Source organism: Xanthobacter pollutisoli (assembly GCF_040044995.1).
In the GTDB taxonomy this organism is placed as follows: domain Bacteria; phylum Pseudomonadota; class Alphaproteobacteria; order Rhizobiales; family Xanthobacteraceae; genus Xanthobacter.
Genome location: NZ_JBDZDP010000002.1, coordinates 586,080 through 608,095 on the forward strand (window position 1 = coordinate 586,080; position 22,016 = coordinate 608,095).

Sequence of the window (22,016 nt, forward strand, 5' to 3'; positions counted from 1 at the left end):
TCGGATTGCAGCGGGTCGGGAGACGGCGTCAGGCCGCCTTCTTGGCGCCGGCCGCGTTCTCGATGACGCCGAGGATGTCGCTCTCCTTCATGATGAGGAGATCCTGGCCGTCGATCTTGACCTCGGTGCCGGACCACTTGCCGAACAGCACGGTGTCGCCGGCCTTGACGTCGAGAGCCACCAGCTCGCCCTTCTCGTTACGGGCGCCGGGACCGACCGCGACGACCTCGCCCTGCTGCGGCTTCTCCTTGGCGGTGTCGGGGATGATGATGCCGCCGGCCGACTTCTGCTCGGCCTCGATGCGCTTGACGACCACTCGGTCGTGCAGGGGACGGAAACCCATCGGGAAACCTCCGGTTCGTTTGGCTTGGACTGCTTGTTTTCGCGGCGCCGGTCCGGGTCGGACACGGCCCGCCCGCGATCTAAGGGCGCCAATTTCCTCCCGCAAGGGGGTCCGTAAAAAATTTAGCACTCGAATGGAACGAGTGCTAGCACGGCTGCAAACCCTTGCCTCAGCTATATTTCCGGGCACCTTCCCGAGCGTCTCATGGAAGCGGGGCTATCCATACTCGCTGTCAGCAGTCCACCCGACATGCTGCTAGAGCGTTGTTTTTGCAGGACTAACTAAAATTTAGACTTGGCCGCGGGAAACTCTGGAGCCGACAATTCATTGTCTGGTCCCGGCGTCGACGCAGGAGACGCGCCGCCGGGGACGAGCGGATCGGAGGTGTCGTCCCATGTCCCCATCGTCCAAGGTATCGCGCGACTTCGCCCTACAGATGGAAGGCTACGGCCTCGCCACGGCCGAGATCCTTTACCGCCTGCCGGACCACCCGAGGCTCCTTCAGACCTTTCTCTGGCAGGAATATGACCTCTGCCCCCGCTTTCCGGAGCTCAACAAGTTCCTGGAGTTCTGGCAGCGCGAGATCGAGGGGCGACTGCATTCGGTGCGGGTGGCGCACAGCAGTCTCATCAAGCCGGCGGAGCTGCGCCCGGTGGACGGGCTTTTCCTGCTGAATTGACCCGACCATCCGCCCACCTCGCGCTGAGGGCTTTTCGCAACTGGATGGGCGTCCTATGGTTGCGCCTGGCGGCACGGACATGTGCGCCCCGCGCGGGGGTGGGGCGTGCATGTCCGACACGCCGCGCAAACGGGACTCGCGGCGCAATGGGCGTCGTGCCCTGAGGTCGCCGCTTTCGCGATGCTAATAAAGGCGACCATTACACGAGGGCGCCTTTTGGATCACCGCACACCCCGCACGTCCGAATTGCTCGCCGCCGTCCTCGCCGCCCAGGAAGAGGATCAGGTGGCCATCGGCGATCTCGTGAACGCCTTGCGGAACCGGGCCTTCGGCATTCTCTTCCTGATCTTCGGCATTCCCAACTGCATTCCCATGCCGCCCGGCATTCCCGTGGTCTGCGGCACCATCCTCGGGCTCATCGGCCTCCAGATGGCGCTGGGTCGGCAGGAATTGTGGCTGCCGCAGTACATCGCCCGTCGCACCTTCTCCCGCTCCATGCTGGAGAGCATTGTCAACCGCTCGCGACCGTGGATCGAGCGATTCGAGAAGATCTCGCGCCCCCGATACGAGCAGTTCGCCGGTCCCACCGCCCGCCGCGTGGTGGGCGCCACGGTGGTCCTGCTGGGCTTTATCCTGCTGCTGCCGATTCCCTTCCTCGGCAATCTTCCCCCCGGCTTCGCCGTATGCATCTTCGGCCTGGGCCTCGTGGAACGGGACGGCCTCGTCATCCTCGCCGGCTTCGCCGCGACCCTGCTTGGGCTGCTGATCACGGCGCTTATGACCTGGGCCATCTGGCAGGGCGCTATCGCCATCTTCTAACGGTCGCCCCCTCCCTCCATGCGCGTCGACGCCTTCGATTTCGAGCTTCCCGAGCAGCACATCGCCTTGCGCCCTGCCGAGCCGCGCGACAGCGCGCGCATGCTGGTGGTGCGCGCCGGCTGCGAACCGCAACTGCAGGACGGCAGCGTCCGCGACCTGCCGGCCTTCCTCGCGCCGGGCGATGCGCTGGTGGTCAACGACACGCGCGTGATCCCCGCGGCCCTCGAAGGCATCCGCACCCGCGCCGGCGGAGCCGAGGTGCGGATGGAAGCGACGCTGGTCAAGCGCCTCGCGCCCGACCGCTGGCGCGCCTTCGCCAAGCCGGGCAAGCGGCTGAAGGTGGGCGACAGGATCCGTTTCGGTGCGGAAGGCAGCACCTGCCTTCTGGGCGCGCTCGATGCCACCGTCGCCGCCAAGGACGAGGACGGGACCGTGGCGCTCGCCTTCGACCTCTCCGGCCCCGCCCTCGACGAGGCGGTGGCGGCGGTGGGCCACATGCCGATCCCACCCTATATCGCCGCCCGCCGGCACGAGGACGACCGCGACCGGGCCGACTACCAGACCCTGTTCGCCCGCGTCTCGGGCTCGGTGGCGGCGCCCACCGCCAGCCTGCATTTCACGCCCGATCTCATGGCCCGCATCGCCGCCTCCGGAGCCGAGCGGCACTGCGTGACGCTGCACGTGGGACCCGGCACCTTCCTGCCGGTGAAGGCCGACGACACGTCCGGCCATCGCATGCATGCGGAATGGGGCGAGGTGACGCGGGAGACCGCGGACGCCCTCAATGCCGTGAAGGCGAAGGGTGGGCGCATCCTCACCGTCGGCTCCACGTCCACCCGGCTGATCGAGAGCGCGGCGGGGGAGGACGGCCTCATCCGCCCCTTCGTCGGCGAGACCGACATCTTCATCACCCCCGGCTACCGCTTCAAGGCGGTGGACGCCATGCTCACCAACTTCCATTTGCCGCGCTCGACGCTGGTGATGCTGGTGGCCGCCTTCATCGGCCATGACACGCAGAAGCGCGCCTATGCCCATGCCATCGCGGCCGGGTATCGCTTCTATTCCTATGGCGATGCGTGCCTGCTTCTGCCAGAAGGCGGCGCATGACCGCTTCGCCTTCCGCCGACACGTTCGCCTTCACCCTCACCGCCACCAGCGGCGGCGCCCGCGCCGGCTTCGTGACGACGCCGCGCGGCGTCGTCCGCACGCCCGCCTTCATGCCGGTGGGCACGGCGGCGACGGTGAAGGGGCTCTATTTCGACCAGGTGAAGGCCGCGGGCGCCGACATCGTGCTCGGCAACACCTATCACCTCATGCTGCGCCCCGGCGCCGAGCGGGTGGCGAAGCTCGGCGGACTGCATCGCTTCATGGGCTGGGAGGGGCCGATCCTCACCGATTCCGGCGGCTTCCAGGTGATGAGCCTGTCGAGCCTCAGGAAGATGAGCGAGCAGGGCGTGACCTTCCGCTCCCACGTGGACGGCGCCTATCACGAGATGAGTCCTGAGCGCTCCGTGGAGATCCAGGGCCTGCTGGGCGCCGACATCCAGATGCAGCTCGACGAGTGCGTGCGCCTGCCCTGCACGGACGAGGAGGCGGAGCGGGCCATGCGCCTCTCCTTGCGCTGGGCGGAGCGCTCGAAGCGGGCGTTCGAGGCGCAGCCGAAAGGCCGGGCGCTGTTCGGCATCGTGCAGGGCGGCGCGGTGCAGGCGCTCCGGGTGGAATCGGCGCGCGCGCTCGCGGACATGGACTTCCCGGGCTATTCCATCGGCGGCCTTGCCGTGGGTGAGCCGCAGGCGGTCATGCTGGCCATGATCGAGACGGTAGAGCCGCACCTTCCCGTGTCGAAGCCGCGCTACCTCATGGGTGTGGGCACGCCGGACGACCTGCTGGAAAGCGTCGCCCGGGGCATCGACATGTTCGATTGCGTGATGCCCACCCGCTCCGGCCGGCACGCTTTGGCCTTCACCCGCTTCGGCCGGATCAATCTGAAGAACGCCCGCCACGCCGAGGATCCCCGGCCGCTGGACGAGGAGAGCGACTGCCCGGCCCTGCGCGACTATTCCCGCGCCTATCTTCATCACCTGGTGCGGTGCGAGGAGATGCTGGGAGCGATGCTGATTTCCTGGGCCAACACGCATTACTACCAGCAGCTCATGGCCGGCGCCCGCGCCGCCATCGCTGCCGGCCGCTATGGGGACTACGTGGCCGAGACGAAGGCCGGCTGGGCCCAGGGCGACCTGCCCGTGTGGGACGGCTGAAGAGGGCGTCCTTTCGCCCTGCTCAGAACCAGATGCGCCCCCGCGCCGCCTGCTTGGAGGCCCACCACAGCGCCAGCTGGCGGCGGAACGGCGAGAGGCCGGCGCTCTGGTGAAAGGGATCGCGCACCCGGGCGAGGGAGGAGAGATCGCCCTTCACCAGCGCCAGCGGCAGGAAGGGCGCGGCGATGGACGTCGCCGCATAGACCTGCCCGGCGGCATCGCGCGCCTGGCCAAGATGGCGGCCCGCAATGGCGCGCAACTCCGCGAGCGCCGCGAGAAGTCCCGGCGTCACCGTCCCCGACACCGCCTCCTCCCGTCCCACGCCGTGGCGGGACAGGATATCCAGCGGCAGGAAGCACTGCCCGCGCGCCGCATGGATGGGGAAGGCACGCATCAATCCGGTGAGGGCGATGGCGACGCCCGCATGGCCCGAGAGGTCGCCGGAGCGGCCCACGTCCGGCAGCACGATCAGCGCCGAGAGCTGGAGCAGTGCGGAGGCCGTCTCGCCCGCATAGCCTTCGAGGTCGCCCAGCGTCGGCATGGGGTCGTCATACAGATCGAAGATGCGCGCGTCGGTGAGGGCGACGAAGGCCGCCCGCGGCAGGCGGAAGCGGGCGATGGTATCGAGCAGCGCCGCGGCGACCGGATGGCCGGCCACCTCGCCCCTGCCCTCCCCCTCGATCACCTCGCGCCACCACGCCAGCCGCACCTCGCCCGGCAGGGGCTCGCGCACCACTTCGCGCACCCGCGCCACGTCCAGATTGAAGGCATAAAGCGCGAGCAGGTGCCGCCGCCGGTCGGGCGGCGCGAAGAGCGCCGAGAGAAACCGATCGCGGTCGTGCGCCCGCACCAGCTCGGCGCAATGGTCGTAGGCCGCGTCGAGGGGGGAAGCGGCGGCAGGCGACGGGTCGGAGGAGTCCATGGCCGCGGTCCCGCTCAGAAGGCGATGAGGGCGGCGCCGACGCGCCGTCCCTCGGCGAGCAGCACATTATAGGTCGCAGCGGCGGAGGGTGTCGGCATCAGTTCGAACCGCAGGCCCCGTCCGCGCAGCAGCTGCTTCAGCGGCTCCTTGAGGTGCGCCGGATCCTTGCCGGTGCCGATGAAAAGAAGCTCGAAGGCGTCGGCCTCCGCCAACACCGGCGCGAGCGCGGCGGCATCGATGTCCGCCATGCGCGCTGGCGCCCAGCCGCGGATACCCGACGGCAAGGCGAGGATGGAGCCGGGGTGGGACATGCCGGCGAAGTGGAAGAAGCTGTCGCCGTAGCCGTCGATGGCGACCTGCCGCGGCAGGAAGGCGTCTCCGGCGGCCACCGGATCACGCCTTGGCGGGACGGGCAGGCCCCGAATTGCCGCCCTTGCCGCCGCCGCCCTTGCCCGGCCGTCCGCCGGAGGGTCCGCCAGAGGTCTTGGCACCCGGCCTGCCGGCCTTCGCCGGAGGATTGGCCGGCACGGGGCTGGTGGCGGGAACGCCTTCGGCGGGCGGCGCGGGGACCGCCGCGGCCTCCATCTTCACCAGAGCGTCGAGCTCGCTCACCTCGGGATCGACCTCGCGGGCCGGCGGTGCGACGGTGGAGGAGCGCAGGCCCAGATGGATGAGGATGGGCGCCGCGACGAAGATGGTGGAATAGGTGCCGATCACCACGCCCACGGTCATCGCCAGGGAGAAGCCCTTCAACACCTCGCCGCCGAAGAAATACAGCGCGAGAGTGGCGAAGAAGGTGGTGGTGGAGACGATGATGGTGCGCGAGAAGGTGGCATTCACCGCGATGTCGAGCAGCTCGGGGAGCGGCATCTTCTTGTAGCGGCGCAGCATCTCTCGGATGCGGTCGTACACCACCACCGTGTCGTTGAGCGAATAGCCCATGATGGTGAGGATGGCGGCGATGGAGGTAAGATCGAAGTCGATCCCGAACGCCGAATAGATCATCAGCGTGACGAAGATGTCGTGCATCGTCGTGACGATGGCGCCCACCGCGAACTGCCACTCGAAGCGGAACCAGAGATAGGCGAGCACAGCCACCGCGCCCAGAACCAGCGCGAGGATGGACTGGCGCACCAGTTCACCCGACACGCTCGGGCCCACCGTTTCCACGCGGCGGATGGAATATTCCGCACCCAGCACGTCCCTCACCTTGGTCAGGATGGCCTGCTGCGCCTCATCGGTGGTGCCGAAGGCGCCGACGCGGATCAGCACGTCGCGGGGCGAGCCGAACTCCTGAATCTGCACGTCGCCCACGTCGAGGTCGGTGAGATGCTCGCGCAGGGCGCCCACGTCCGCCTGCTGCTGGCTGGTCTGCGCCTCGATGAGGGTGCCGCCGCGGAAATCGATGCCGAGGTTGAAGCCCACGGTGGCGAACAGCACCACCGCGAAAATGGAGATTGCCGCCGAGAACGGGAACGTCCAGTGGCGCAGGCGCATGAAGTGGATGTTGGTCTGCGCCGGAATGTAGTCGATCAAAGGCATGTGCGGCGGACCTTCAGATGGGCAGCTTCGCCGGCCGCCGCCACTTCACCCAATAGGCGATCATGAGCCGCGTCAGGGTGTAGGCGGTGAACATGGTGGTCAGAAGGCCGAGGATGTAGGTGACGGCGAAGCCGCGCACCGGACCCGACCCGCCCATGAGGAACAGGATGACCGCCGTGGCGAGCGAGGTGATGTTGGCATCGAGGATGGTGCCCAGCGCGTTCACAAACCCCTTGTCGATGGCCGAGATGGCGGATCGTCCCTCGCGCGCCTCGTCGCGCATGCGCTCGAAGATCACCACGTTGGAATCCACCGCCATGCCAATGGTGAGCACGACGCCGGCGATGCCGGGAAGCGTCAGCGTCGCCCCGAGAACCGACTGGAGCGCGAACATCAGCATGATGTGGACGGCGAGCGCCACCAGGGCGAACAGGCCGAACAGGCCGTAGACCGCGATCATGAACACCGCAACCAGCGCCGTCGCCACATAGGCGGCGACCTTGCCGGCCTGGATGGAATCGGCGCCGAGGCTCGGGCCCACCGTGCGCTCCTCCACCACCTTGAGCGGGGCCGGCAGCGCGCCAGCGCGCAGGAGGATGGCGAGGTCGTTGGCCTGCTGAACCGTGAAGGAGCCGGAGATCTGGCCCGCGCCGCCGAGGATGGGCTCGCGGATGACCGGCGCCGAGATCACCTGATTGTCGAGGACGATGGCGAAGGGCCGCCCCACCGCTTCCTGCGACACCGTCGCGAAGCGCCGGGCGCCATTGTTGTTGAAGCGGAAGGAGACGATGGGCTCGCGGGTGTTCTGGTCGAAGCCCGGCTGGGCGTCCACGAGATCCTCGCCGGAGACGCGGACCTGCTTTTCCACCAAATAGGGCTGGCCGTCCTGGCCCTGGAGCACCTCGGATTCCGGCGGCGCGCGGCCCTCCAGCGCCTGCTGGGGCGACATGGACTGGTCGACCATGCGGAACGAGAGCTTGGCCGTCTGGCCCAGCAGGTTCTTCAGCCGCTGCGGGTCCTGCAGGCCGGGCACCTGCACCAGGATACGGTCGAGGCCCTGGCGCTGGATGTTGGGCTCCACCGTGCCGAGCTGGTCGATACGGCGGCGGATGATCTCGATGGACTGGTCCACCGCCGAGCGCATGCGGGCGTTGAGCCCGGCGTCGGTCAGCTGGATCGTCACGGCGCCGTCCGAGCTGGAGGACACGGTCATGTCCATCTCGCCCGAGGAATTGCCGAACAGGGCGTCGGTGACCGGGGCGGCGAGCTTGCGCAGCTCGGCGACCGCCTTCTGCGTGTCGTTGGGATCGCGCAGGCGCAGACTCACCGCGGTGTCACGCACGGCGAGGTTGGAATAGCCGATCTTCTGGTCGCGGAGCACGCGGCGCACCTCGTCGCGCACCTGCTCGGTGCGCTCGCGGCGGAGCGCCGGCCCATCCACTTCCAGCAGGATGTGCGAACCGCCCTGAAGGTCGAGGCCCAGCGTCACGCGGCTCGATGCGAGCCACGTGGGCAGGTGCGTCAGGACGTTCGCAGGCAGGACGTTGGGCAGCGCGAACAGCAGCCCGACGGCGATGGTGATGAGGATCGCCGCGGTCTTGAGGCGGGAGAAGTGCAGCATGTCGCGCGCGGTCTTTCACAAAAATCGGGCGGCCGGATCAGGCGGCGGGCGCCTCGTCCCGGGCGGGCTCGCCCTTGGCGCGGACCGAGGCGATCTGCGAGCGCAGCTGGCGGACGCGGACATTGTCGGCGATCTGCAGCTCGATCTCGTGCTCGTCCACCACCTTGGTCACCTTGCCCACGAGGCCGCCGGCGGTGACGATGACATCGCCGCGGCGCAGCGCGTTCACCATCTCCTGGTGGGCCTTGGCGCGCTTCTGCTGCGGGCGCAGGATGAGGAAGTACATCACCACGAAGATCAGCAGGAACGGGGCGAGCTGAATGAGCATGTCGGCCCCGCCGCCGGCTCCCGTGGCGCCTTGGGCGAATGCGGGCGTAATGAACATTTGCGTCCTCGTTGGGCTGTAAAAGGGAATCCCTGCCCGCCGGGGTCCGGCGAAGCGGCGGGACTATAGCCGCCGCCCCGTCGAATGCAAACGCGGGGCCGCCCCGATCACGGAGCTGTTGAAAAGAAAGGGTGCGCCCCGGACAAGTGACGCCACAGCCGGAGCGCCGAGCCGGGGCCTAGCGCAGGACTCCCGCGCAGCGGGCAAAGCCTGAGGACGGTTTGGATAAAGCCGCCTTCGGCGACGTCCTGCGCTGGGTCCCGGATCGCATTCCGCGCAGCTGCATGCGTCCGGGACGCGAGACTGGTCCCGGGACAAGCGACGGCGCAGCCGGAGCGCCGAGCCGGGGCCTAGCGAAGGACTCCCGCGCAGCGGGCAAAGCCCGACGACGGTTTGGATAAAGCCGCCTTCGGCGACGTCGTGCGGCGGGTGCCGGATCGCATTCCGCACGGCTCCATGCGTCCGCGGCGCGACCCGTCCCGGGAGGCGGCTCCTACTTTCCCTCGAACAGGAGGGCGAGGCTGGTCATCATCGGCTCGTCGGTCTGGTCGAGGCGCAGCGGGGTGACGGAGATGCGGCCTTCGTCCAGCGCCCGCAGGTCCGAGCCCGGCGCGGTGTCGAAGACGCGCCGCTCGAAGGCGATCCAGAAATAGGGGTTGTTCCGGCCGTCGCGGCGCTCGTCGATGCGCATCAGGCGCTGGTCGCGCTTGCCCTGGGCGGTGGCGGCGATGCCGGTGATCTCGTCGGGCGGGCGGTCCGGGAAGTTCACGTTCATCACGATGCCGGGGGGAATGCCCGCGTCCAGCAGCATGCGGATGATGCGCGGGCCGTGGGTCTCGGCGGTGATGTAGCTCGGATTGTCCCGCGTCTTCATGCCGAACGCCTGCGACAGGGCGACGGAGGGAATGCCGAGGATGGTGCCCTCGATGGCGCCGGCGACGGTGCCGGAATAGCTCACGTCCTCGGCGATGTTCTGGCCGCGGTTGATGCCGGACAGGACGAGATCCGGCGGGTTTTCCGCGAGCAGGTGCCGCACCGCCATGATGACGCAGTCGGTGGGCGTGCCCTTCACCGCGAACCGTCGCTCCTCCACCTGCCGCAGGCGCAGGGGATCGGACAGGGACAGCGAATGGGCGACGCCCGACTGGTCGAACTCCGGCGCCACCACCCACACGTCGTCGGTGAAGCTCTGGGCGATGCGCACGCAGGCATCGAGACCGGGGGCGTGGATGCCGTCATCATTGGTGACCAGAATGCGCATGGGGTGTCCTCGTTCTGCCCCTGCCCCGCCGGCAGGAGCCATCGCCCTCCGCTTGACCGGAGGGCCATTCACGCCGCTTCCCCGGCCGCGCCGTGGATGCTCCGATCGGGCCGGAGCATGACGGCGGCCGGGGGCGACGGCCTATCTCAGCTTCTCGATGGTCCGCAGCCCGCCCATGTAGGGCAGCAGCGCGTCGGGCACCGTCACGGCGCCGTTCTCCTGCTGGTAGGTCTCCAGAACCGCCACCAGCGCCCGGCCCACCGCCACGCCCGAGCCGTTGAGGGTGTGCACGTAGCGTGGCCCCTTCCCTTCAGCCGGGCGATAGCGCGCATTCATACGCCGCGCCTGGAAATCGCCGCAGACCGAGCAGGAGGAGATTTCGCGATAGGCGTTCTGCCCGGGCAGCCAGACCTCGATGTCGTAGGTCTTCTGCGAGGCGAAGCCCATGTCGCCGGTGCACAGCGTGACCACGCGATAGGCGAGGTCCAGCTTCTTCAGCACCGCCTCGGCGCAAGCGAGCATGCGCTCGTGCTCCTCGGCGGATTTTTCCGGCGTGGTGATGGAGACCAGCTCCACCTTGGTGAACTGGTGCTGGCGGATCATCCCCCGCGTATCCCGCCCCGCCGCGCCGGCCTCGGCCCGGAAGCAGGGCGTGCAGGCGGTGAGGCGCATGGGGAGCTCTTCCTCGGAGAGGGTGGACTCGCGCACGAGATTGGTCAGCGGGACTTCGGCGGTGGGGATGAGCCAGAGCGACGCGGCTGCGGCGGCTTTTTCCTTCAGGAAATAAGTCAAAGATTCGCGCGTAGCCTCGGCACCAGCACGATCTCCGCCTTCACTATAGTATTTCATAATGGGACTATCGAGGTCGTCGCGAGACTCGAATATAAAGTCGCCAAATTTCGTCAAAAACTGATCTTGATTGATAGCTGAGAATTGATCATCTCGAAACTTCGGCAGCTGCGCCGTCCCGAACATGGCGTCATCCCGCACCAAGATCGGCGGGTTGACCTCCATGTACCCGTGCTCACCCGTATGCACATCGAGGAAGAACTGCCCCAGCGCCCGCTCAAGCCGCGCTAGAGGGCCCTTGTTCACCACGAAGCGCGCGCCGGAGAGTTTGGCGGCGGTTTCGAAATCCATCTGGCCGAGGGCTTCGCCCACCTCGAAATGCTGCTTCGGGGTGAAGCTGTAGGTGCGGGGCGCGCCGAACCGGCTCTTTTCCACATTGTCGTGCTCGTCGGCGCCCTGCGGCACCTCGGCGAGGGGGGCGTTGGGGATGGCCGCGAGTTCGCCGTTCAGCTCGGCCTCGATGCGCTTGGCCTCCGCCTCCAGCGCCGGCACGTCTTCCTTCAGCTTCGCCACCTCGGCCATGAGGGCCTGCGCGGTGGCCTCGTCCTTCTTCGCCTTCGCCTGCCCGATCTCCTTGGAGGCAGCGTTGCGGCGGGCGAGCAGGGTTTCGAGCTTGGTCAGCGTCTCGCGGCGCCGGGTGTCGAGGTCGAGGAGCTTGCCGACGAGATCTTCCGCCGCCCTCCTCGCGTCATCCGAGTTGTTGCCGCGCCGGGCGAGAGCGTCGATCAGGTCAGCCGGCTCGTCCCGGATCCATTTGATGTCGTGCATGGCAAGCTCCGCCGTGGCCCCGCAGGGCCTGTGTGGGCGGCACATCGTGCCCCTCGCCACCGTCATGCCCCGGCTTGACCGGGGCATCCATCGTGCCGTCGAGCGCCGGCACGCGCGGATGCGTGGATCCCCCGGTCAAGCCGGGGGATGACGGGCGGAAGGAGACGGCGCGCCCGAAATTCAAGAGATCCGGAGAGGCCCCGCCGTCCGCGTCAGTCGGCGGTTGCGGCGTCCGCCGCATTGCGGGCCGCCTCGGCCACCATCCGCCGCTTCTCGACGATGCCCACCAGATAGACGGACACCTCGTAGAGAAGCAGCGTCGGCAGGGCAAGGGAGAGATGGCTGATGACGTCCGGGGGCGTGAGCACCGCCGCCGCGACGAACACGCCCACGATGGCGTAGCGCCGCGCCTTCACCAGCATGTCCCGCGTCACCACCCCGATCTGCCCGAGCAGCGTGAGGATGACGGGAAGCTGGAAGCAGATGCCGAAGGCGAGGATCAGCGTGGTGATGAGCGACAGGTATTCCGAGACCTTCGGCAGCAGCGAGATCTCGGCCTGCCCTTCTCCGCCCGCCTGCTGCATGCCGAGGAAGTAGGTCATGGCCAGCGGCATGGCGACGAAATAGACGAAGGCCGCGCCGATGAGGAAGCAGATGGGCGTCGCCACCAGATAGGGCCGGAACGCCGCCTTTTCGTGCCGGTAGAGGCCCGGCGCCACGAACATGTAGATCTGCGTCGCCACGACCGGGAAGGAGATGAAGGCCGCGCCGAACATGCCCAGCTTGATCTGGGTGAACAGGAATTCCTGCGGCGCCGTATAGATGAGCTTCACGCCCGGCGCGAAGCCGGAGGCGAACTCATAGGGCCACAGCAGGATGTTGTAGATCTGCTTGGCGAACATGAAGCAGATGAAGAACGCCAGCAGGAAGGCGATCACCGACTTGATGAGCCGCGACCTGAGCTCGATCAGATGCTCGATCAGCGGGGCCTTGGAGGCGTCGATCTCGTCCTCGTCGCTCATGACGCGCTCTTGGTCTCGCTTGAAGCCGGGACGGGCGCGGCGGGGATGGGCGGGGGCGTTTCGGCGGGCGCGGCGCTCTCCACCGTGCGGCGGATCTCGGCCCGGATGGCGGCCATGGGATCGGGAAGCTCAACCGGCGGCGGCAGGTCCGGCACGGGCGTGACCTCGGCCTCGGGCGCCGGGACGGAGCTGCTCTCGGCGGCCGGAAGCGCCGGCGGGTTGCCGCCCTCCACGGTGCTGCGGATCTCGTCGCGGATGGAGCGCAGCGGATCGAACATTTGCGAGGTGGCGAGCGTGGAGCGGGCGCTCTCGGTCACGTCGCTGATTTCCTTGCGCATGTCCGCGAGGTCCGCCTCGCGCAGCGCCTCCTGGAACTGGCCCTGGAACTCGCCGGCCATGCGGCGCAGCTTCGTGACGGTGCGGCCCACGGTGCGCAGCACCGAAGGCAGCTCCTTGGGACCGATGACGATCAGCGCGACAATGCCGATCAGCATCAGCTCGGACCAGCCGATCTCGAACATGAGCGCCTGAACCCGGCGGCCGCGCCGCCGCCCTCGTTGGGGTTAGAGCGTTTTCAAGCGAAAAGAATGCCGGTTCGCGTGAAGAAAACGCGGCGAAACAAAGGACAGGAAGAAGGCCTCAGACGGCCTTCTTCTCGGCCTCGGCGGCGCTCGAGGTCTGGTGCGGCAGGGGGCGCGGCACCTCGGGCGCGGGAGGCGGCGCCTTCGCGGGCTCGTCGTCCTCGGCCATGCCCTTCTTGAAGGACTTGATGCCCTTCGCCACGTCACCCATCAGATCGGAGATCTTGCCGCGACCGAACAGGAGGAGCACCACGGCCAGCACCACGATCCAGTGCCAGATGCTCAACGAACCCATTTAACCATCCTCCAGAAGGATAAATTGCCCGCGGGGCGCACCCCCGGACATGTCGGACGGCGACACTAGGCCCCACCCGCGGCGAAAACAAGGACTTCACCGGGATCGACCACAAGGGCGACCTCGTCGCCTTTGGCGATGGTCCCAGCGTCCCGCAGGCGCACCACCAGCGGGCGCTCCAGGCCGTCCACGATCACTTCCACGAGATCGAGCTCGCCCAGAAAGCGGCGGTCGAGCACGCGCCCCGGCACCCCGCGCCCGGCCGGGGCGAGGGTCATGCCCTGGGGGCGCACCGCAACGGAAACGGGTCCGTAGGGCATGTCGGCCGGCGCGGTGAAGCGGCCGACAGGGGTGTCCACCACGCCGTCGATGGCCGCCGCCTCCATCTCGTTCAGCTCGCAGAAGAAGCGCGCGACGCCGAGGTCCGCCGGCCTGCGGTAGAGCTCCTCCGGCGGACCGAGCTGCACCAGCTCGCCCCGGCGCAGGAGGGCGATGCGGTCGGCGAGGCGCATGGCCTCCTCGGGATCGTGGGTGACGATGATGGCGGTGGCCTTCGCCTCGCGCAGCACCGCGAGGGTGTCGGCGCGCACCTGGTCGCGCAGCCGCTTGTCGAGGCCGGAAAACGGTTCGTCCAGCAGCAGGATGCCGGGCCGCGGCGCCATGGCGCGGGCAAGCGCGACGCGCTGCTGCTGGCCGCCCGAGAGCTCATGGGGATAGGCCTCGGCATAATCGGCGAGATCCACCCGCGCCAATGCGAGTCGCGCCTCGCGCTCGGCGTCCGCCCGCTTCAGCCCGCCGAGGCCGAAGGTGACGTTCTCCAGATTGGTGAGGTGGGGAAACAGCGCATAGTCCTGGAACACCAGGCCGACGCCCCGCCGCTCCGGCGGAACGAATGCCCCGCCACCCGCCACCGGCGCACCGTCGATCAGGATGCGCCCGCGGTCGGGCCGCTCGATGCCCGCGGCGAGGCGCAGCAGCGAGGTCTTGCCGCAGCCCGACTGGCCGAGAAGGCAGAGCACCTCCCCCGGTTTCACATCGAGGCTTACGCCGCGCACGGCGGGCACCCCGGCATAGGAGAGCTCCACGGCGTCGAAGGTCAATCCCTTGGCGATGGAAGCGGGCGTGCGGCTGCGCACCTTGGTGATCTCCTCCCGCTCCCCGGCCGATGCCACATCCGTCATCCGTGTCCGTCGTCCTCGTCGGCGCCGCCGTCCGCAGCCGGGGCCGGCTCGTCCTCGGGTGGCGGCGAAAGGTGGAAGTCGAGCGCCTCGGGGTCCAGCTCCTCCTCGTCCTCGCGCAGCGACGGATCGTCCGAGGGCAGCGGGATGGCGAAGCCGGCGGGCACCCGACCGTCGATGAGTCCGGCGCCCTTCAGTTCGTCGAGGCCCGGCAGATCCTGGATGGCGTCGAGCCCGAACTGGATGAGGAAAGCGGGCGTCGTGCCGTAGGTCACCGGCCGCCCCGGCGCCTTGCGCCGGCCACGCAGGCGCACCCAGCCGCTCTCCAGAAGCACGTCCAGCGTGCCCTTCGAGGTGGAGACACCGCGGATTTCCTCGATCTCCGCCCGCGTCACCGGCTGGTGATAGGCGACAATGGCCAGCACCTCGATGGCGGCGCGCGACAGCTTGCGCGCCTCGGGCGCCGGCCCCGCCACCACGCCGGCGAGATCGGGCGCGGTGCGCAGCATGAAGCCGCCCGCCGCCCGCACGATGTTGACGCCGCGCCGGGCATAATCCGCCGTCAGCGCCTCCATCAGCGCATCGATGTCGGCGTCCTTGGAGAGGTGCGGCTTCATGGCCTTCGCGTCGAGCGGGGTCGGCGAGGTGAACAGCAGCGCCTCGATGGCGCGCAGGTCACGGGCGAAGGCGTAGGCGCGCTCGTCCTCGGGACGCACGTCGAACAGGTCGATGCGCGGGGCGGAGCGGGTCATGGCGCCTCCCCCGGCTCTTCGCCACCCCTCGCGTCCTCAGGCGGCGCCAGCGGCAGCAGCGGCTCGCCGGGTCGCGAGCGAAGCCACAGCGGCGCGAACGGCGCATCCTGGCGGATGTCCAGCATGCCCTCCCGCACCATTTCGAGGCTCGCCGAGAAGCTGGATGCGAGGGCGGTGGCCCGTTCGGCGGGCTCGGCGGTCCAGTCGATGAGAAACTGGTCGAGCCGCATCCACTCACCCACCACGTCGGCGCCCAGCAGCCGCTCCAGCCGCGCCCGCGCCTCGGCCAGCGACCACACGGTCCGCGTCTTGAGGGTGACGTGGGACAGGGCCTTGGTCTGGCGCTGGCGGGCGTAGGCGGTCAGCAGGTCGTAGATGGTGGCGGTGTAGACCGTGTAGAGCGGCTCCTTGGCCACCGGCGGCACCACGCGGGCGAAGGTGTCGCGCCCCATCTGCGGCCGCGCCATGAGCTGCGCCGCCGCCCGGCGGATGCGCTCCAGGTGCCGCAGGCGCCGGGCGAAGGCCGCGGCCAGCTCCTCGGCGCTCGGCCCCTCCTCCTGCGGCGGCGCGGGCAGCAGCAGCCGCGACTTCAGATAGGCGAGCCACGCCGCCATGACGAGATAGTCGGCCGCCAGCTCCAGCCGCCCGCGCCGCGCCTCCTCGATGAAGGCGAGATACTGGTCGGCGAGGGCCAGGATGGAGATGCGCGAGAGGTCCACCTTCTGGGTGCGCGCCAGAGCGAGGAGCAGGTCGAGGGGACCCTCGAAGCCGTCCACATCCACCACGAAGGTTTCGTCCGGCGCCGGCGGGACGGTGTCCGGGCCCATCTCGAAAGGGTCGGGACCGGCCTCGCGCGCCATGTCAGGCCAGAGCTCCGAGCTGGTCGGACACTGCCGCCCGCAACGCCGCGGCATCCACCGGATCGGGCTCGACCCGCAGCGCGAGCGCCCGCCCGGCCCTGGCATAGGCCTCGCCGGCCAGCACCGGGGCGGTGGCGGCCACCTTCTCCATCTCGTCGAGGCGGCCGTTGCAGTGAAGCAGCAGGTCGCAGCCGGCGGCAAGGGCATCGCGGCCGCGCGCCTCCATGGTCCCGGCGAGGGCGCCCATGGAGAGATCGTCGCTCATCAGCAGGCCGTCGAAGCCGATGGAGCCGCGCACGATGTCGGCGATCACCACCGGCGAGGTGGTGGCGGGGCGCTCGGGGTCGATGTCGGCATAGACCACATGGGCCGTCATGCCGAGGGGCAGGTCGGCGAGGGCGCGGAAGGCCTCGAAGTCGGCCGGCTCCAGCTCGGCGCGGGAGGCGGTGACGACGGGCAGTTTCTCGTGGCTGTCCGCCGGAGCGCGGCCGTGGCCGGGAATGTGCTTCACCACCGGCAGGACGCCGCCCTCCATCAGCCCCACCGCTGCCGCGCGGGCGAGCGCCGCCACGGGGCCCGGCTCCGTGCCATAGGCGCGGTTGCCGATGATGCCGTGGCCGTCGGGATGGCGCAGGTCCGCCACCGGCAGGCAGTCCACGTCGATGCCCAGGGCATAAAGATCGGCGGCGATGGCGCGCGAATTGAGCCGCACCGCCTCCAGCGCCGCCGCCGGATCGGACAGATAGAGCGCGCCGAACCGCTCGGCCGGGGGATCGTCGGTCCAGTGCGGCGGGCGCAGGCGCTGGACCCGGCCGCCCTCCTGGTCGATCAGCACCGGCGCCTGCCAGCCGACGCAGGTGCGCAGATCGGCCACGAGGGCGCGCACCTGCTCCGGGTCGGCGATGTTGCGGGCGAACAGGATGAACCCCCAGGGCTCAGAATCCCGGAAGAAGGCCCGCTCGGAGAGCGTCAGCTCGGGACCGGCACAGCCGGCGATGAAGGCGCGCGAGGTCATGTGCTGGGCCTATAAGCGGGGGACGGCGGCGTCAAGCGCGAGCGTCCCCGGGAAGGCGGGCCGTTTGCGCGGACGCAGGTGCCCGTCCGACGCCGCTCGTAAAACTGGACCCGACGCCGGCTCCGCGCAATTGTCTCTGTGGAAGTGCCGGGTTATGAGTCTGGTGGCAGCGCACAATCATCAGGCATGATGAGATAAGAGGCGCGCCGGACAGGACAGAGGGGTTCAAGCGGCGGATGGATATCTTCCTCCAGCAGCTCATTAACGGATTGACCCTCGGGTCGATCTACGGACTGATCGCCATCGGCTACACGATGGTCTTCGGCATCATCGGCATGGTGAACTTCGCCCATGGCGACGTGTTCATGGTGAGCGCCTTCATCGGCCTCATCTGCATCCTTCTGCTCACCACCGTGATCGGGATGAGCTCCATCTTCCTCATCCTGGCCATCACCCTCGTGGTGGCGATGGTGTTCACCGGCCTCGTCAGCTGGACCATCGAGCGGGTGGCCTACCGGCCCCTGCGAGGCTCGTTTCGCCTGGCGCCGATGATCTCGGCCATCGGCATGTCCATCCTGCTCTCCAATTTCGTTCAGGTGGCCCAGGGCCCGCGCAACAAGCCGCTGCCGCCCATGGTGCCGGACGTGATCGTGCTGATGGAGCGCGACGGCTATCAGGTCACCCTCGCCTACAAGCAGATCATCATCATGGTGGTGACCGCCGTGCTGCTCGCCGGCTTCTGGTGGCTGGTGCAGAAGACGCCGCTCGGCCGCGCGCAGCGGGCCTGCGAGCAGGACCGCAAGATGGCGGCGCTCCTGGGCGTCAACGTGGACCAGACCATCTCCCTCACCTTCGTCATCGGCGCCGCCTTGGCCGCCGTCGCGGGCGTCATGTACATGATGTATTATGGCGTGGTGAACTTCTCCGACGGCTTCGTGCCGGGCGTGAAGGCGTTCACCGCCGCCGTGCTGGGCGGCATCGGCTCGCTCCCCGGGGCGGTGCTCGGCGGGCTGCTCATCGGCCTCATCGAAACCTTCTGGTCCGCCTATTTCTCCATTGAATACAAGGATGTGGCGGCCTTCTCCATCCTCGTGGTCACGCTCATCTTCCTGCCCCAGGGCCTGCTCGGCCGGCCGGAAGTGGAGAAGGTCTGATGGCGTTGCCGTCGGTGGATGTGCCCGCGCCGTCGGCCCCGCCGCCCGTACCGGCCGCGCCCGCCCGCGGGGCGCGCGGCTCGGCCGTGGTGGCCGCGCTGAACGACGCCGTCGTGAGCGGCCTCATCACTGCCCTCGTCCTGCTGCCGCTGGTGGGCTTCCGCGCCACCGAATCGGGCAGCGGCCCCCTCACGCTGACCTATCGCTTCGGCCTCGTCGCGGTATTCGCGGCCATCGTCGCCATCCTGCGCTTCGTGCTCACGCTCACGGTGTGGCGTCGGGATCGCAAGCCGCGCGCCCGCACGGAGGGACCGACCGCCGCGGCCCGGCTCGGCACACTGGCCGCGCCGGCGGTGAAGCCGGTGTTCTTCGGCTTCGCCATCGCCTATCCGTTCCTGTCGATCCTCATGGCCGGCGGGCTCAGCTCAAGCCGCTACTGGGTGGACCTCGGCATCTATGTGTTGACCTACGTGATGCTCGGCTGGGGCCTCAACATCGTGGTGGGCCTCGCCGGCCTGCTGGACCTTGGCTATGTGGCGTTCTACGCGGTGGGCGCCTACACCTTCGCTTTGCTCTCCACCAGCGTGCCGCTGAACGATTTCTTCGCCGGGCATCTGGGGGAGAACTTCTGGACCGCCTGGTCGTTCTGGATCTGCCTGCCGCTGTCCGGCCTGCTGGCCGCCTTCTGGGGCGTCATTCTCGGCTTTCCGGTGCTGCGCCTGCGCGGTGACTACCTCGCCATCGTCACGCTGGCGTTCGGCGAGATCATCCGCCTCGTGCTCATCAACTGGGTGTCGCTGACCAATGGCGGCGCCGGCATTTCCTCCATCCCGCCCATCTCCTTCTTCGGCATCCCGTTCGATTCGTCCGACACCGGCTTCGCCGCCCTGTTCGGGCTCGAATTCAATTCGATGCACCGGATGATCTTCCTTTATTTCGTCATCCTCGGCCTTGCCGCGCTCACCGCGCTTGCCACCATCCGGCTGCGCAAGATGCCGGTGGGCCGCGCCTGGGAGGCGCTGCGCGAGGACGAGATCGCCTGCCGGTCGCTCGGCATCAACACGACGCTCACCAAGCTCACCGCCTTCGCCACCGGCGCCCTGTTCGGCGGATTCGCCGGCGCCTTCTTCGCCGTGCGCATCCGCTTCGTGTCGCCGGAGAGCTTCACCTTCATGGAATCGGCGGTGATTCTCGCCATCGTCGTCCTGGGCGGCATGGGCTCGCAGATGGGCGTCGCGGCCGCCGCGGTCCTGCTCATCGGCGGCATGGAGCTGCTGCGCAACCTCTCCTTCCTCAAGGCCGACTTCCTGTTCGGCCCGGATTTCGACCCCTCGCTCTACCGCATGCTCATCTTCGGCTTCGCCATGGTGGCGGTGATGGTGTGGCGTCCGCGCGGCCTCGTCTCCAGCCGCATGCCCACCATCTTCCTCAAGGAGCGCAAGGCGGTGTCCGGCGCCCTGGTGAAGGAGGGCCACGGCTGATGGCGGCCGACGCGGCGACCCTCGATCCCGCCCCGCCCACACGGGCGTGGCAGAGCGACCCGATCCTGCAGGCGGATCACCTCTCCATGCGCTTCGGCGGCCTCGTTGCCGTCAACGATGTGTCCTTCGTCGCCGGTCGCGGCGAGGTCACGGCGGTGATCGGCCCCAACGGCGCCGGCAAGACCACCGTGTTCAACTGCATCACCGGTTTCTACAAGCCCACCACCGGCCGCCTCGGCCTGTTCCACGGCGGCGCGGCGGGCAGCGACGAGATCGACGCGGTGACCGCCTCCGGCCTCTCCTGGGGCAAGACCCGGGCGGGAGCGCTCTATCTTCTGGAGCGGCTGCCCGACCACAAGGTCGCGTCCTGGGCGCGGGTGGCCCGCACCTTCCAGAACATCCGCCTGTTCTCGGGCATGACCGTGCTGGAGAATCTGCTGGTGGCCCAGCACATGTCGCTGACCACCTCGGGCCTGCTCAGCCCCGCCGCCATCCTCAACCTGCCGTCCTGGCAACGCCGGCAGAAGGGCGCGGTGGACCGCGCGCTCTACTGGCTCCACAAGATCGGACTCATGGGCCGCGCCGACGACCCGGCAGGCGACCTGCCCTACGGCGACCAGCGCCGGCTGGAGATCGCCCGCGCCATGTGCACCGAGCCGGTGCTGCTATGCCTCGACGAGCCCGCCGCCGGCCTCAACCCGCGCGAATCCGCGGCGCTCAACGAGCTGCTCCTGTCCATCCGGCGGGAGCACCAGACCTCCATCCTGCTCATCGAGCACGACATGTCGGTGGTGATGGAGATTTCGGACCACGTGGTCGTCCTGGAATACGGCTCCAAGATCGCCGACGGCACGCCCGACGAGGTGCGCAACGATCCCCGCGTGATCGCCTCCTATCTCGGCGTCGAGGAGGAGGAAGCCGCTTCCGTCGAGGCGGAGGTGCAGGCATGAGCGCCGCGCACGACGCCTCCCCCACCCCGGCCGCCGCCGCCCGCGCGACGCCGCTGCTCGCCGTGCGCGGGGTCACGGCCTATTACGGCAACATCATTGCGCTGAAGGGCGTGGACATCGAGGTCAACGAGGGCGAGATCGTCACCCTCATCGGTGCCAACGGTGCCGGCAAGTCGACCCTCATGATGACCATCTGCGGCAGCCCGCGCGCCCGCGACGGCCGCATCGAGTACGCCGGCCGCGACATCACCGCCCTGCCGACCCACGAGATCATGCGGCTCAAGATCGCCCAGTCGCCCGAGGGCCGGCGCATCTTCCCGCGCATGACGGTGTACGAGAATCTGCAGATGGGCGCCGCCATCGACGGCAACGCCCATTTCGCGGAGGACCTCGAGCGCATGTTCGCCATGTTCCCCCGGCTGAAGGAGCGCATCGACCAGCGCGGCGGCACCCTCTCCGGCGGCGAGCAGCAGATGCTCGCCATCGCCCGTGCCCTCATGAGCCGCCCGCGTCTCCTGCTTCTGGACGAGCCGTCCCTCGGCCTCGCGCCGCTGGTGGTGCGCCAGATCTTCGACGCCATCCGCACCCTCAATGCCACCGAGGGCCTCACCGTCTTCCTGGTGGAGCAGAATGCCTACCACGCCCTCAAGCTTGCCCATCGCGGCTATGTGATGGTCAACGGGCTCGTCACCATGTCCGGCACCGGGGCGGAGCTGCTCGCCCGGCCGGAGGTGCGCGCCGCCTATCTCGAGGGAGGCCGCTGATGGCGACGACGCGCGATCCCGGCCTTGCCTCCTCGCCCATGCTGGTGGGGCCGCTGGTGGCGTTGGTGGTACTGGTGGCGACGCTGTTCGTGTGGCCGAAGGAGCTCATCGGCGCCTCGCTCGGGGATTTCCTCCTGGTGACGCTGTTCCTCGGCGGTGGGGCGGCCTGGCTCACCGGCAAAGCGGTGGCGCGGGGGTGGGCGCCCTACACGCATATGCTGGTCTACTGCCTGCTGCTCGCCTGCGCGGTGCGCTTCTGCCATTTCGCGCTGTTCGAGGCGGAGCTGTTCGACCCCGAGCCCCTGGCGGTGGAATTCGTCCTGCTCGCCTCCATCGCGACGCTGGGCTTCCGCGCCATGCGCCAACGCCAGATGACGGTGCAATACGGCTGGATGTACGAGCGGACCGGGCGCATGTCCTGGCAGCCGCGGCAGGCGGACGGCAACTGACCGGTGCGCGGCGCCCGCGCGAAGGGGCATCGACTTGCGTGACGATTGCGGCACAATGCGCGCCGCCA

Annotated in this window: 24 protein-coding genes; 9 read left to right on the top strand and 15 right to left on the bottom strand. The window is 68.8% G+C overall.

What is annotated here, in order from left to right; all coding sequences use genetic code 11:
• Positions 1–28 precede the first annotated feature (28 nt).
• Positions 29–343 (bottom strand): co-chaperone GroES, encoded by a 315-nt coding sequence (gene groES / locus ABLE93_RS08160; protein ID WP_348839169.1) that lies wholly within the window; start codon positions 341–343, stop codon positions 29–31.
• A gap of 394 nt (positions 344–737) precedes the next feature.
• Here groES and ABLE93_RS08165 point away from each other — a divergent pair, with 394 nt between their 5' ends.
• The 4 genes from ABLE93_RS08165 (at position 738) to tgt (ending at position 4,099) form a co-directional block, all read left to right on the top strand.
• On the top strand, positions 738–1,022 hold the full coding sequence (locus tag ABLE93_RS08165) for an usg protein (RefSeq protein WP_348839170.1): 285 nt from the start codon (positions 738–740) through the stop codon (positions 1,020–1,022).
• A 216-nt stretch (positions 1,023–1,238) separates the two neighbouring features.
• Positions 1,239–1,841, top strand: coding sequence for an exopolysaccharide biosynthesis protein (locus ABLE93_RS08170; protein ID WP_348839172.1), 603 nt, complete (start codon positions 1,239–1,241; stop codon positions 1,839–1,841).
• A gap of 18 nt (positions 1,842–1,859) precedes the next feature.
• Entirely contained in the window at positions 1,860–2,948 is a 1,089-nt protein-coding gene (gene queA, locus ABLE93_RS08175) for a tRNA preQ1(34) S-adenosylmethionine ribosyltransferase-isomerase QueA (protein ID WP_348839173.1), read from the top strand.
• On the top strand, positions 2,945–4,099 hold the full coding sequence (tgt, locus tag ABLE93_RS08180) for a tRNA guanosine(34) transglycosylase Tgt (protein WP_348839174.1): 1,155 nt from the start codon (positions 2,945–2,947) through the stop codon (positions 4,097–4,099). Before queA ends, tgt begins: the two co-directional genes overlap by 4 nt.
• Positions 4,100–4,121: 22 nt before the next feature.
• Here the strand turns inward: tgt and ABLE93_RS08185 are convergent, their stop codons facing one another.
• The 14 genes from ABLE93_RS08185 to nagZ all read right to left on the bottom strand — a co-directional run bounded on the left by ABLE93_RS08185 (position 4,122) and on the right by nagZ (position 17,150).
• The gene (locus tag ABLE93_RS08185) at positions 4,122–5,021 is read right to left on the bottom strand and encodes a phytoene/squalene synthase family protein (protein ID WP_348839175.1); all 900 of its coding nucleotides are present in this window, start codon (positions 5,019–5,021) and stop codon (positions 4,122–4,124) included.
• 14 nt (positions 5,022–5,035) lie between these two features.
• Positions 5,036–5,410 carry an Mth938-like domain-containing protein gene (locus ABLE93_RS08190; RefSeq protein WP_348839176.1) on the bottom strand — a complete coding sequence of 125 codons (375 nt, stop codon included), beginning with the start codon at positions 5,408–5,410 and terminating at the stop codon, positions 5,036–5,038.
• A gap of 4 nt (positions 5,411–5,414) precedes the next feature.
• Positions 5,415–6,563: a protein translocase subunit SecF gene (secF, locus tag ABLE93_RS08195; RefSeq protein ID WP_348839177.1), complete on the bottom strand. Its 1,149-nt coding sequence runs from the start codon at positions 6,561–6,563 to the stop codon at positions 5,415–5,417.
• 13 nt (positions 6,564–6,576) lie between these two features.
• Complete coding sequence (gene secD / locus ABLE93_RS08200) at positions 6,577–8,184, bottom strand: protein translocase subunit SecD (protein WP_348839178.1); 1,608 nt, start codon at positions 8,182–8,184, stop codon at positions 6,577–6,579.
• 37 nt (positions 8,185–8,221) lie between these two features.
• Positions 8,222–8,569, bottom strand: a complete 348-nt coding sequence (gene yajC / locus ABLE93_RS08205; RefSeq protein WP_348839179.1) for a preprotein translocase subunit YajC — start codon at positions 8,567–8,569, stop codon at positions 8,222–8,224.
• A gap of 493 nt (positions 8,570–9,062) precedes the next feature.
• Positions 9,063–9,830: a 5'/3'-nucleotidase SurE gene (surE, locus tag ABLE93_RS08210; RefSeq protein WP_348839181.1), complete on the bottom strand. Its 768-nt coding sequence runs from the start codon at positions 9,828–9,830 to the stop codon at positions 9,063–9,065.
• Positions 9,831–9,971: 141 nt separating this feature from the next.
• Positions 9,972–11,447, bottom strand: a complete 1,476-nt coding sequence (gene serS / locus ABLE93_RS08215; protein WP_348839182.1) for a serine--tRNA ligase — start codon at positions 11,445–11,447, stop codon at positions 9,972–9,974.
• Between the two features lie 212 nt (positions 11,448–11,659).
• On the bottom strand, positions 11,660–12,469 hold the full coding sequence (tatC, locus tag ABLE93_RS08220; RefSeq protein WP_348839183.1) for a twin-arginine translocase subunit TatC: 810 nt from the start codon (positions 12,467–12,469) through the stop codon (positions 11,660–11,662).
• Positions 12,466–12,990, bottom strand: a complete 525-nt coding sequence (tatB, locus tag ABLE93_RS08225) for a Sec-independent protein translocase protein TatB (RefSeq protein WP_348839184.1) — start codon at positions 12,988–12,990, stop codon at positions 12,466–12,468. The genes tatC and tatB overlap by 4 nt, the downstream gene beginning before the upstream one ends.
• Before the next feature lie 118 nt (positions 12,991–13,108).
• Entirely contained in the window at positions 13,109–13,345 is a 237-nt protein-coding gene (locus ABLE93_RS08230) for a twin-arginine translocase TatA/TatE family subunit (protein ID WP_348839186.1), read from the bottom strand.
• Positions 13,346–13,410: 65 nt separating this feature from the next.
• Positions 13,411–14,526, bottom strand: coding sequence for an ABC transporter ATP-binding protein (locus ABLE93_RS08235; protein ID WP_348839187.1), 1,116 nt, complete (start codon positions 14,524–14,526; stop codon positions 13,411–13,413).
• Entirely contained in the window at positions 14,523–15,275 is a 753-nt protein-coding gene (gene scpB, locus ABLE93_RS08240) for an SMC-Scp complex subunit ScpB (RefSeq protein WP_348839188.1), read from the bottom strand. Before scpB ends, ABLE93_RS08235 begins: the two co-directional genes overlap by 4 nt.
• Positions 15,272–16,135 (bottom strand): segregation and condensation protein A, encoded by an 864-nt coding sequence (locus ABLE93_RS08245; protein ID WP_510182990.1) that lies wholly within the window; start codon positions 16,133–16,135, stop codon positions 15,272–15,274. The genes scpB and ABLE93_RS08245 overlap by 4 nt, the downstream gene beginning before the upstream one ends.
• Position 16,136: 1 nt before the next feature.
• Positions 16,137–17,150: a beta-N-acetylhexosaminidase gene (gene nagZ, locus ABLE93_RS08250; protein ID WP_348839189.1), complete on the bottom strand. Its 1,014-nt coding sequence runs from the start codon at positions 17,148–17,150 to the stop codon at positions 16,137–16,139.
• Between the two features lie 236 nt (positions 17,151–17,386).
• Here nagZ and ABLE93_RS08255 point away from each other — a divergent pair, with 236 nt between their 5' ends.
• Genes ABLE93_RS08255 through ABLE93_RS08275 form a run of 5 tightly spaced genes read left to right on the top strand, consistent with a single transcriptional unit; the run spans position 17,387 to position 21,948 of the window.
• A complete protein-coding gene (locus tag ABLE93_RS08255; RefSeq protein ID WP_348839190.1) occupies positions 17,387–18,304 on the top strand; it encodes a branched-chain amino acid ABC transporter permease in 918 nt (305 codons plus the stop codon).
• A complete protein-coding gene (gene livM / locus ABLE93_RS08260; protein ID WP_348839191.1) occupies positions 18,304–19,785 on the top strand; it encodes a high-affinity branched-chain amino acid ABC transporter permease LivM in 1,482 nt (493 codons plus the stop codon). Before ABLE93_RS08255 ends, livM begins: the two co-directional genes overlap by 1 nt.
• Positions 19,785–20,735 carry an ABC transporter ATP-binding protein gene (locus ABLE93_RS08265; RefSeq protein ID WP_348839192.1) on the top strand — a complete coding sequence of 317 codons (951 nt, stop codon included), beginning with the start codon at positions 19,785–19,787 and terminating at the stop codon, positions 20,733–20,735. Before livM ends, ABLE93_RS08265 begins: the two co-directional genes overlap by 1 nt.
• On the top strand, positions 20,732–21,499 hold the full coding sequence (locus tag ABLE93_RS08270) for an ABC transporter ATP-binding protein (RefSeq protein WP_348839193.1): 768 nt from the start codon (positions 20,732–20,734) through the stop codon (positions 21,497–21,499). Before ABLE93_RS08265 ends, ABLE93_RS08270 begins: the two co-directional genes overlap by 4 nt.
• Positions 21,499–21,948 (top strand): DUF6867 family protein, encoded by a 450-nt coding sequence (locus ABLE93_RS08275; protein ID WP_348839194.1) that lies wholly within the window; start codon positions 21,499–21,501, stop codon positions 21,946–21,948. The genes ABLE93_RS08270 and ABLE93_RS08275 overlap by 1 nt, the downstream gene beginning before the upstream one ends.
• Positions 21,949–22,016 lie beyond the last annotated feature (68 nt).

Bases quoted from the DNA above. Each gene is read 5' to 3' on its own strand.
- groES (WP_348839169.1), bottom strand. From the start codon at position 343: ATGGGTTTCCGTCCCCTGCACGACCGAGTGGTCGTCAAGCGCATCGAG.
- ABLE93_RS08165 (WP_348839170.1), top strand. From the start codon at position 738: ATGTCCCCATCGTCCAAGGTATCGCGCGACTTCGCCCTACAGATGGAA.
- queA (WP_348839173.1), top strand. From the start codon at position 1,860: ATGCGCGTCGACGCCTTCGATTTCGAGCTTCCCGAGCAGCACATCGCC.
- tgt (WP_348839174.1), top strand. From the start codon at position 2,945: ATGACCGCTTCGCCTTCCGCCGACACGTTCGCCTTCACCCTCACCGCC.
- ABLE93_RS08185 (WP_348839175.1), bottom strand. From the start codon at position 5,021: ATGGACTCCTCCGACCCGTCGCCTGCCGCCGCTTCCCCCCTCGACGCG.
- secF (WP_348839177.1), bottom strand. From the start codon at position 6,563: ATGCCTTTGATCGACTACATTCCGGCGCAGACCAACATCCACTTCATG.
- secD (WP_348839178.1), bottom strand. From the start codon at position 8,184: ATGCTGCACTTCTCCCGCCTCAAGACCGCGGCGATCCTCATCACCATC.
- yajC (WP_348839179.1), bottom strand. From the start codon at position 8,569: ATGTTCATTACGCCCGCATTCGCCCAAGGCGCCACGGGAGCCGGCGGC.
- surE (WP_348839181.1), bottom strand. From the start codon at position 9,830: ATGCGCATTCTGGTCACCAATGATGACGGCATCCACGCCCCCGGTCTC.
- serS (WP_348839182.1), bottom strand. From the start codon at position 11,447: ATGCACGACATCAAATGGATCCGGGACGAGCCGGCTGACCTGATCGAC.
- tatC (WP_348839183.1), bottom strand. From the start codon at position 12,469: ATGAGCGACGAGGACGAGATCGACGCCTCCAAGGCCCCGCTGATCGAG.
- tatB (WP_348839184.1), bottom strand. From the start codon at position 12,990: ATGTTCGAGATCGGCTGGTCCGAGCTGATGCTGATCGGCATTGTCGCG.
- ABLE93_RS08230 (WP_348839186.1), bottom strand. From the start codon at position 13,345: ATGGGTTCGTTGAGCATCTGGCACTGGATCGTGGTGCTGGCCGTGGTG.
- ABLE93_RS08235 (WP_348839187.1), bottom strand. From the start codon at position 14,526: ATGACGGATGTGGCATCGGCCGGGGAGCGGGAGGAGATCACCAAGGTG.
- scpB (WP_348839188.1), bottom strand. From the start codon at position 15,275: ATGACCCGCTCCGCCCCGCGCATCGACCTGTTCGACGTGCGTCCCGAG.
- ABLE93_RS08245 (WP_510182990.1), bottom strand. From the start codon at position 16,135: ATGGCGCGCGAGGCCGGTCCCGACCCTTTCGAGATGGGCCCGGACACC.
- nagZ (WP_348839189.1), bottom strand. From the start codon at position 17,150: ATGACCTCGCGCGCCTTCATCGCCGGCTGTGCCGGTCCCGAGCTGACG.
- ABLE93_RS08255 (WP_348839190.1), top strand. From the start codon at position 17,387: ATGGATATCTTCCTCCAGCAGCTCATTAACGGATTGACCCTCGGGTCG.
- livM (WP_348839191.1), top strand. From the start codon at position 18,304: ATGGCGTTGCCGTCGGTGGATGTGCCCGCGCCGTCGGCCCCGCCGCCC.
- ABLE93_RS08265 (WP_348839192.1), top strand. From the start codon at position 19,785: ATGGCGGCCGACGCGGCGACCCTCGATCCCGCCCCGCCCACACGGGCG.
- ABLE93_RS08270 (WP_348839193.1), top strand. From the start codon at position 20,732: ATGAGCGCCGCGCACGACGCCTCCCCCACCCCGGCCGCCGCCGCCCGC.
- ABLE93_RS08275 (WP_348839194.1), top strand. From the start codon at position 21,499: ATGGCGACGACGCGCGATCCCGGCCTTGCCTCCTCGCCCATGCTGGTG.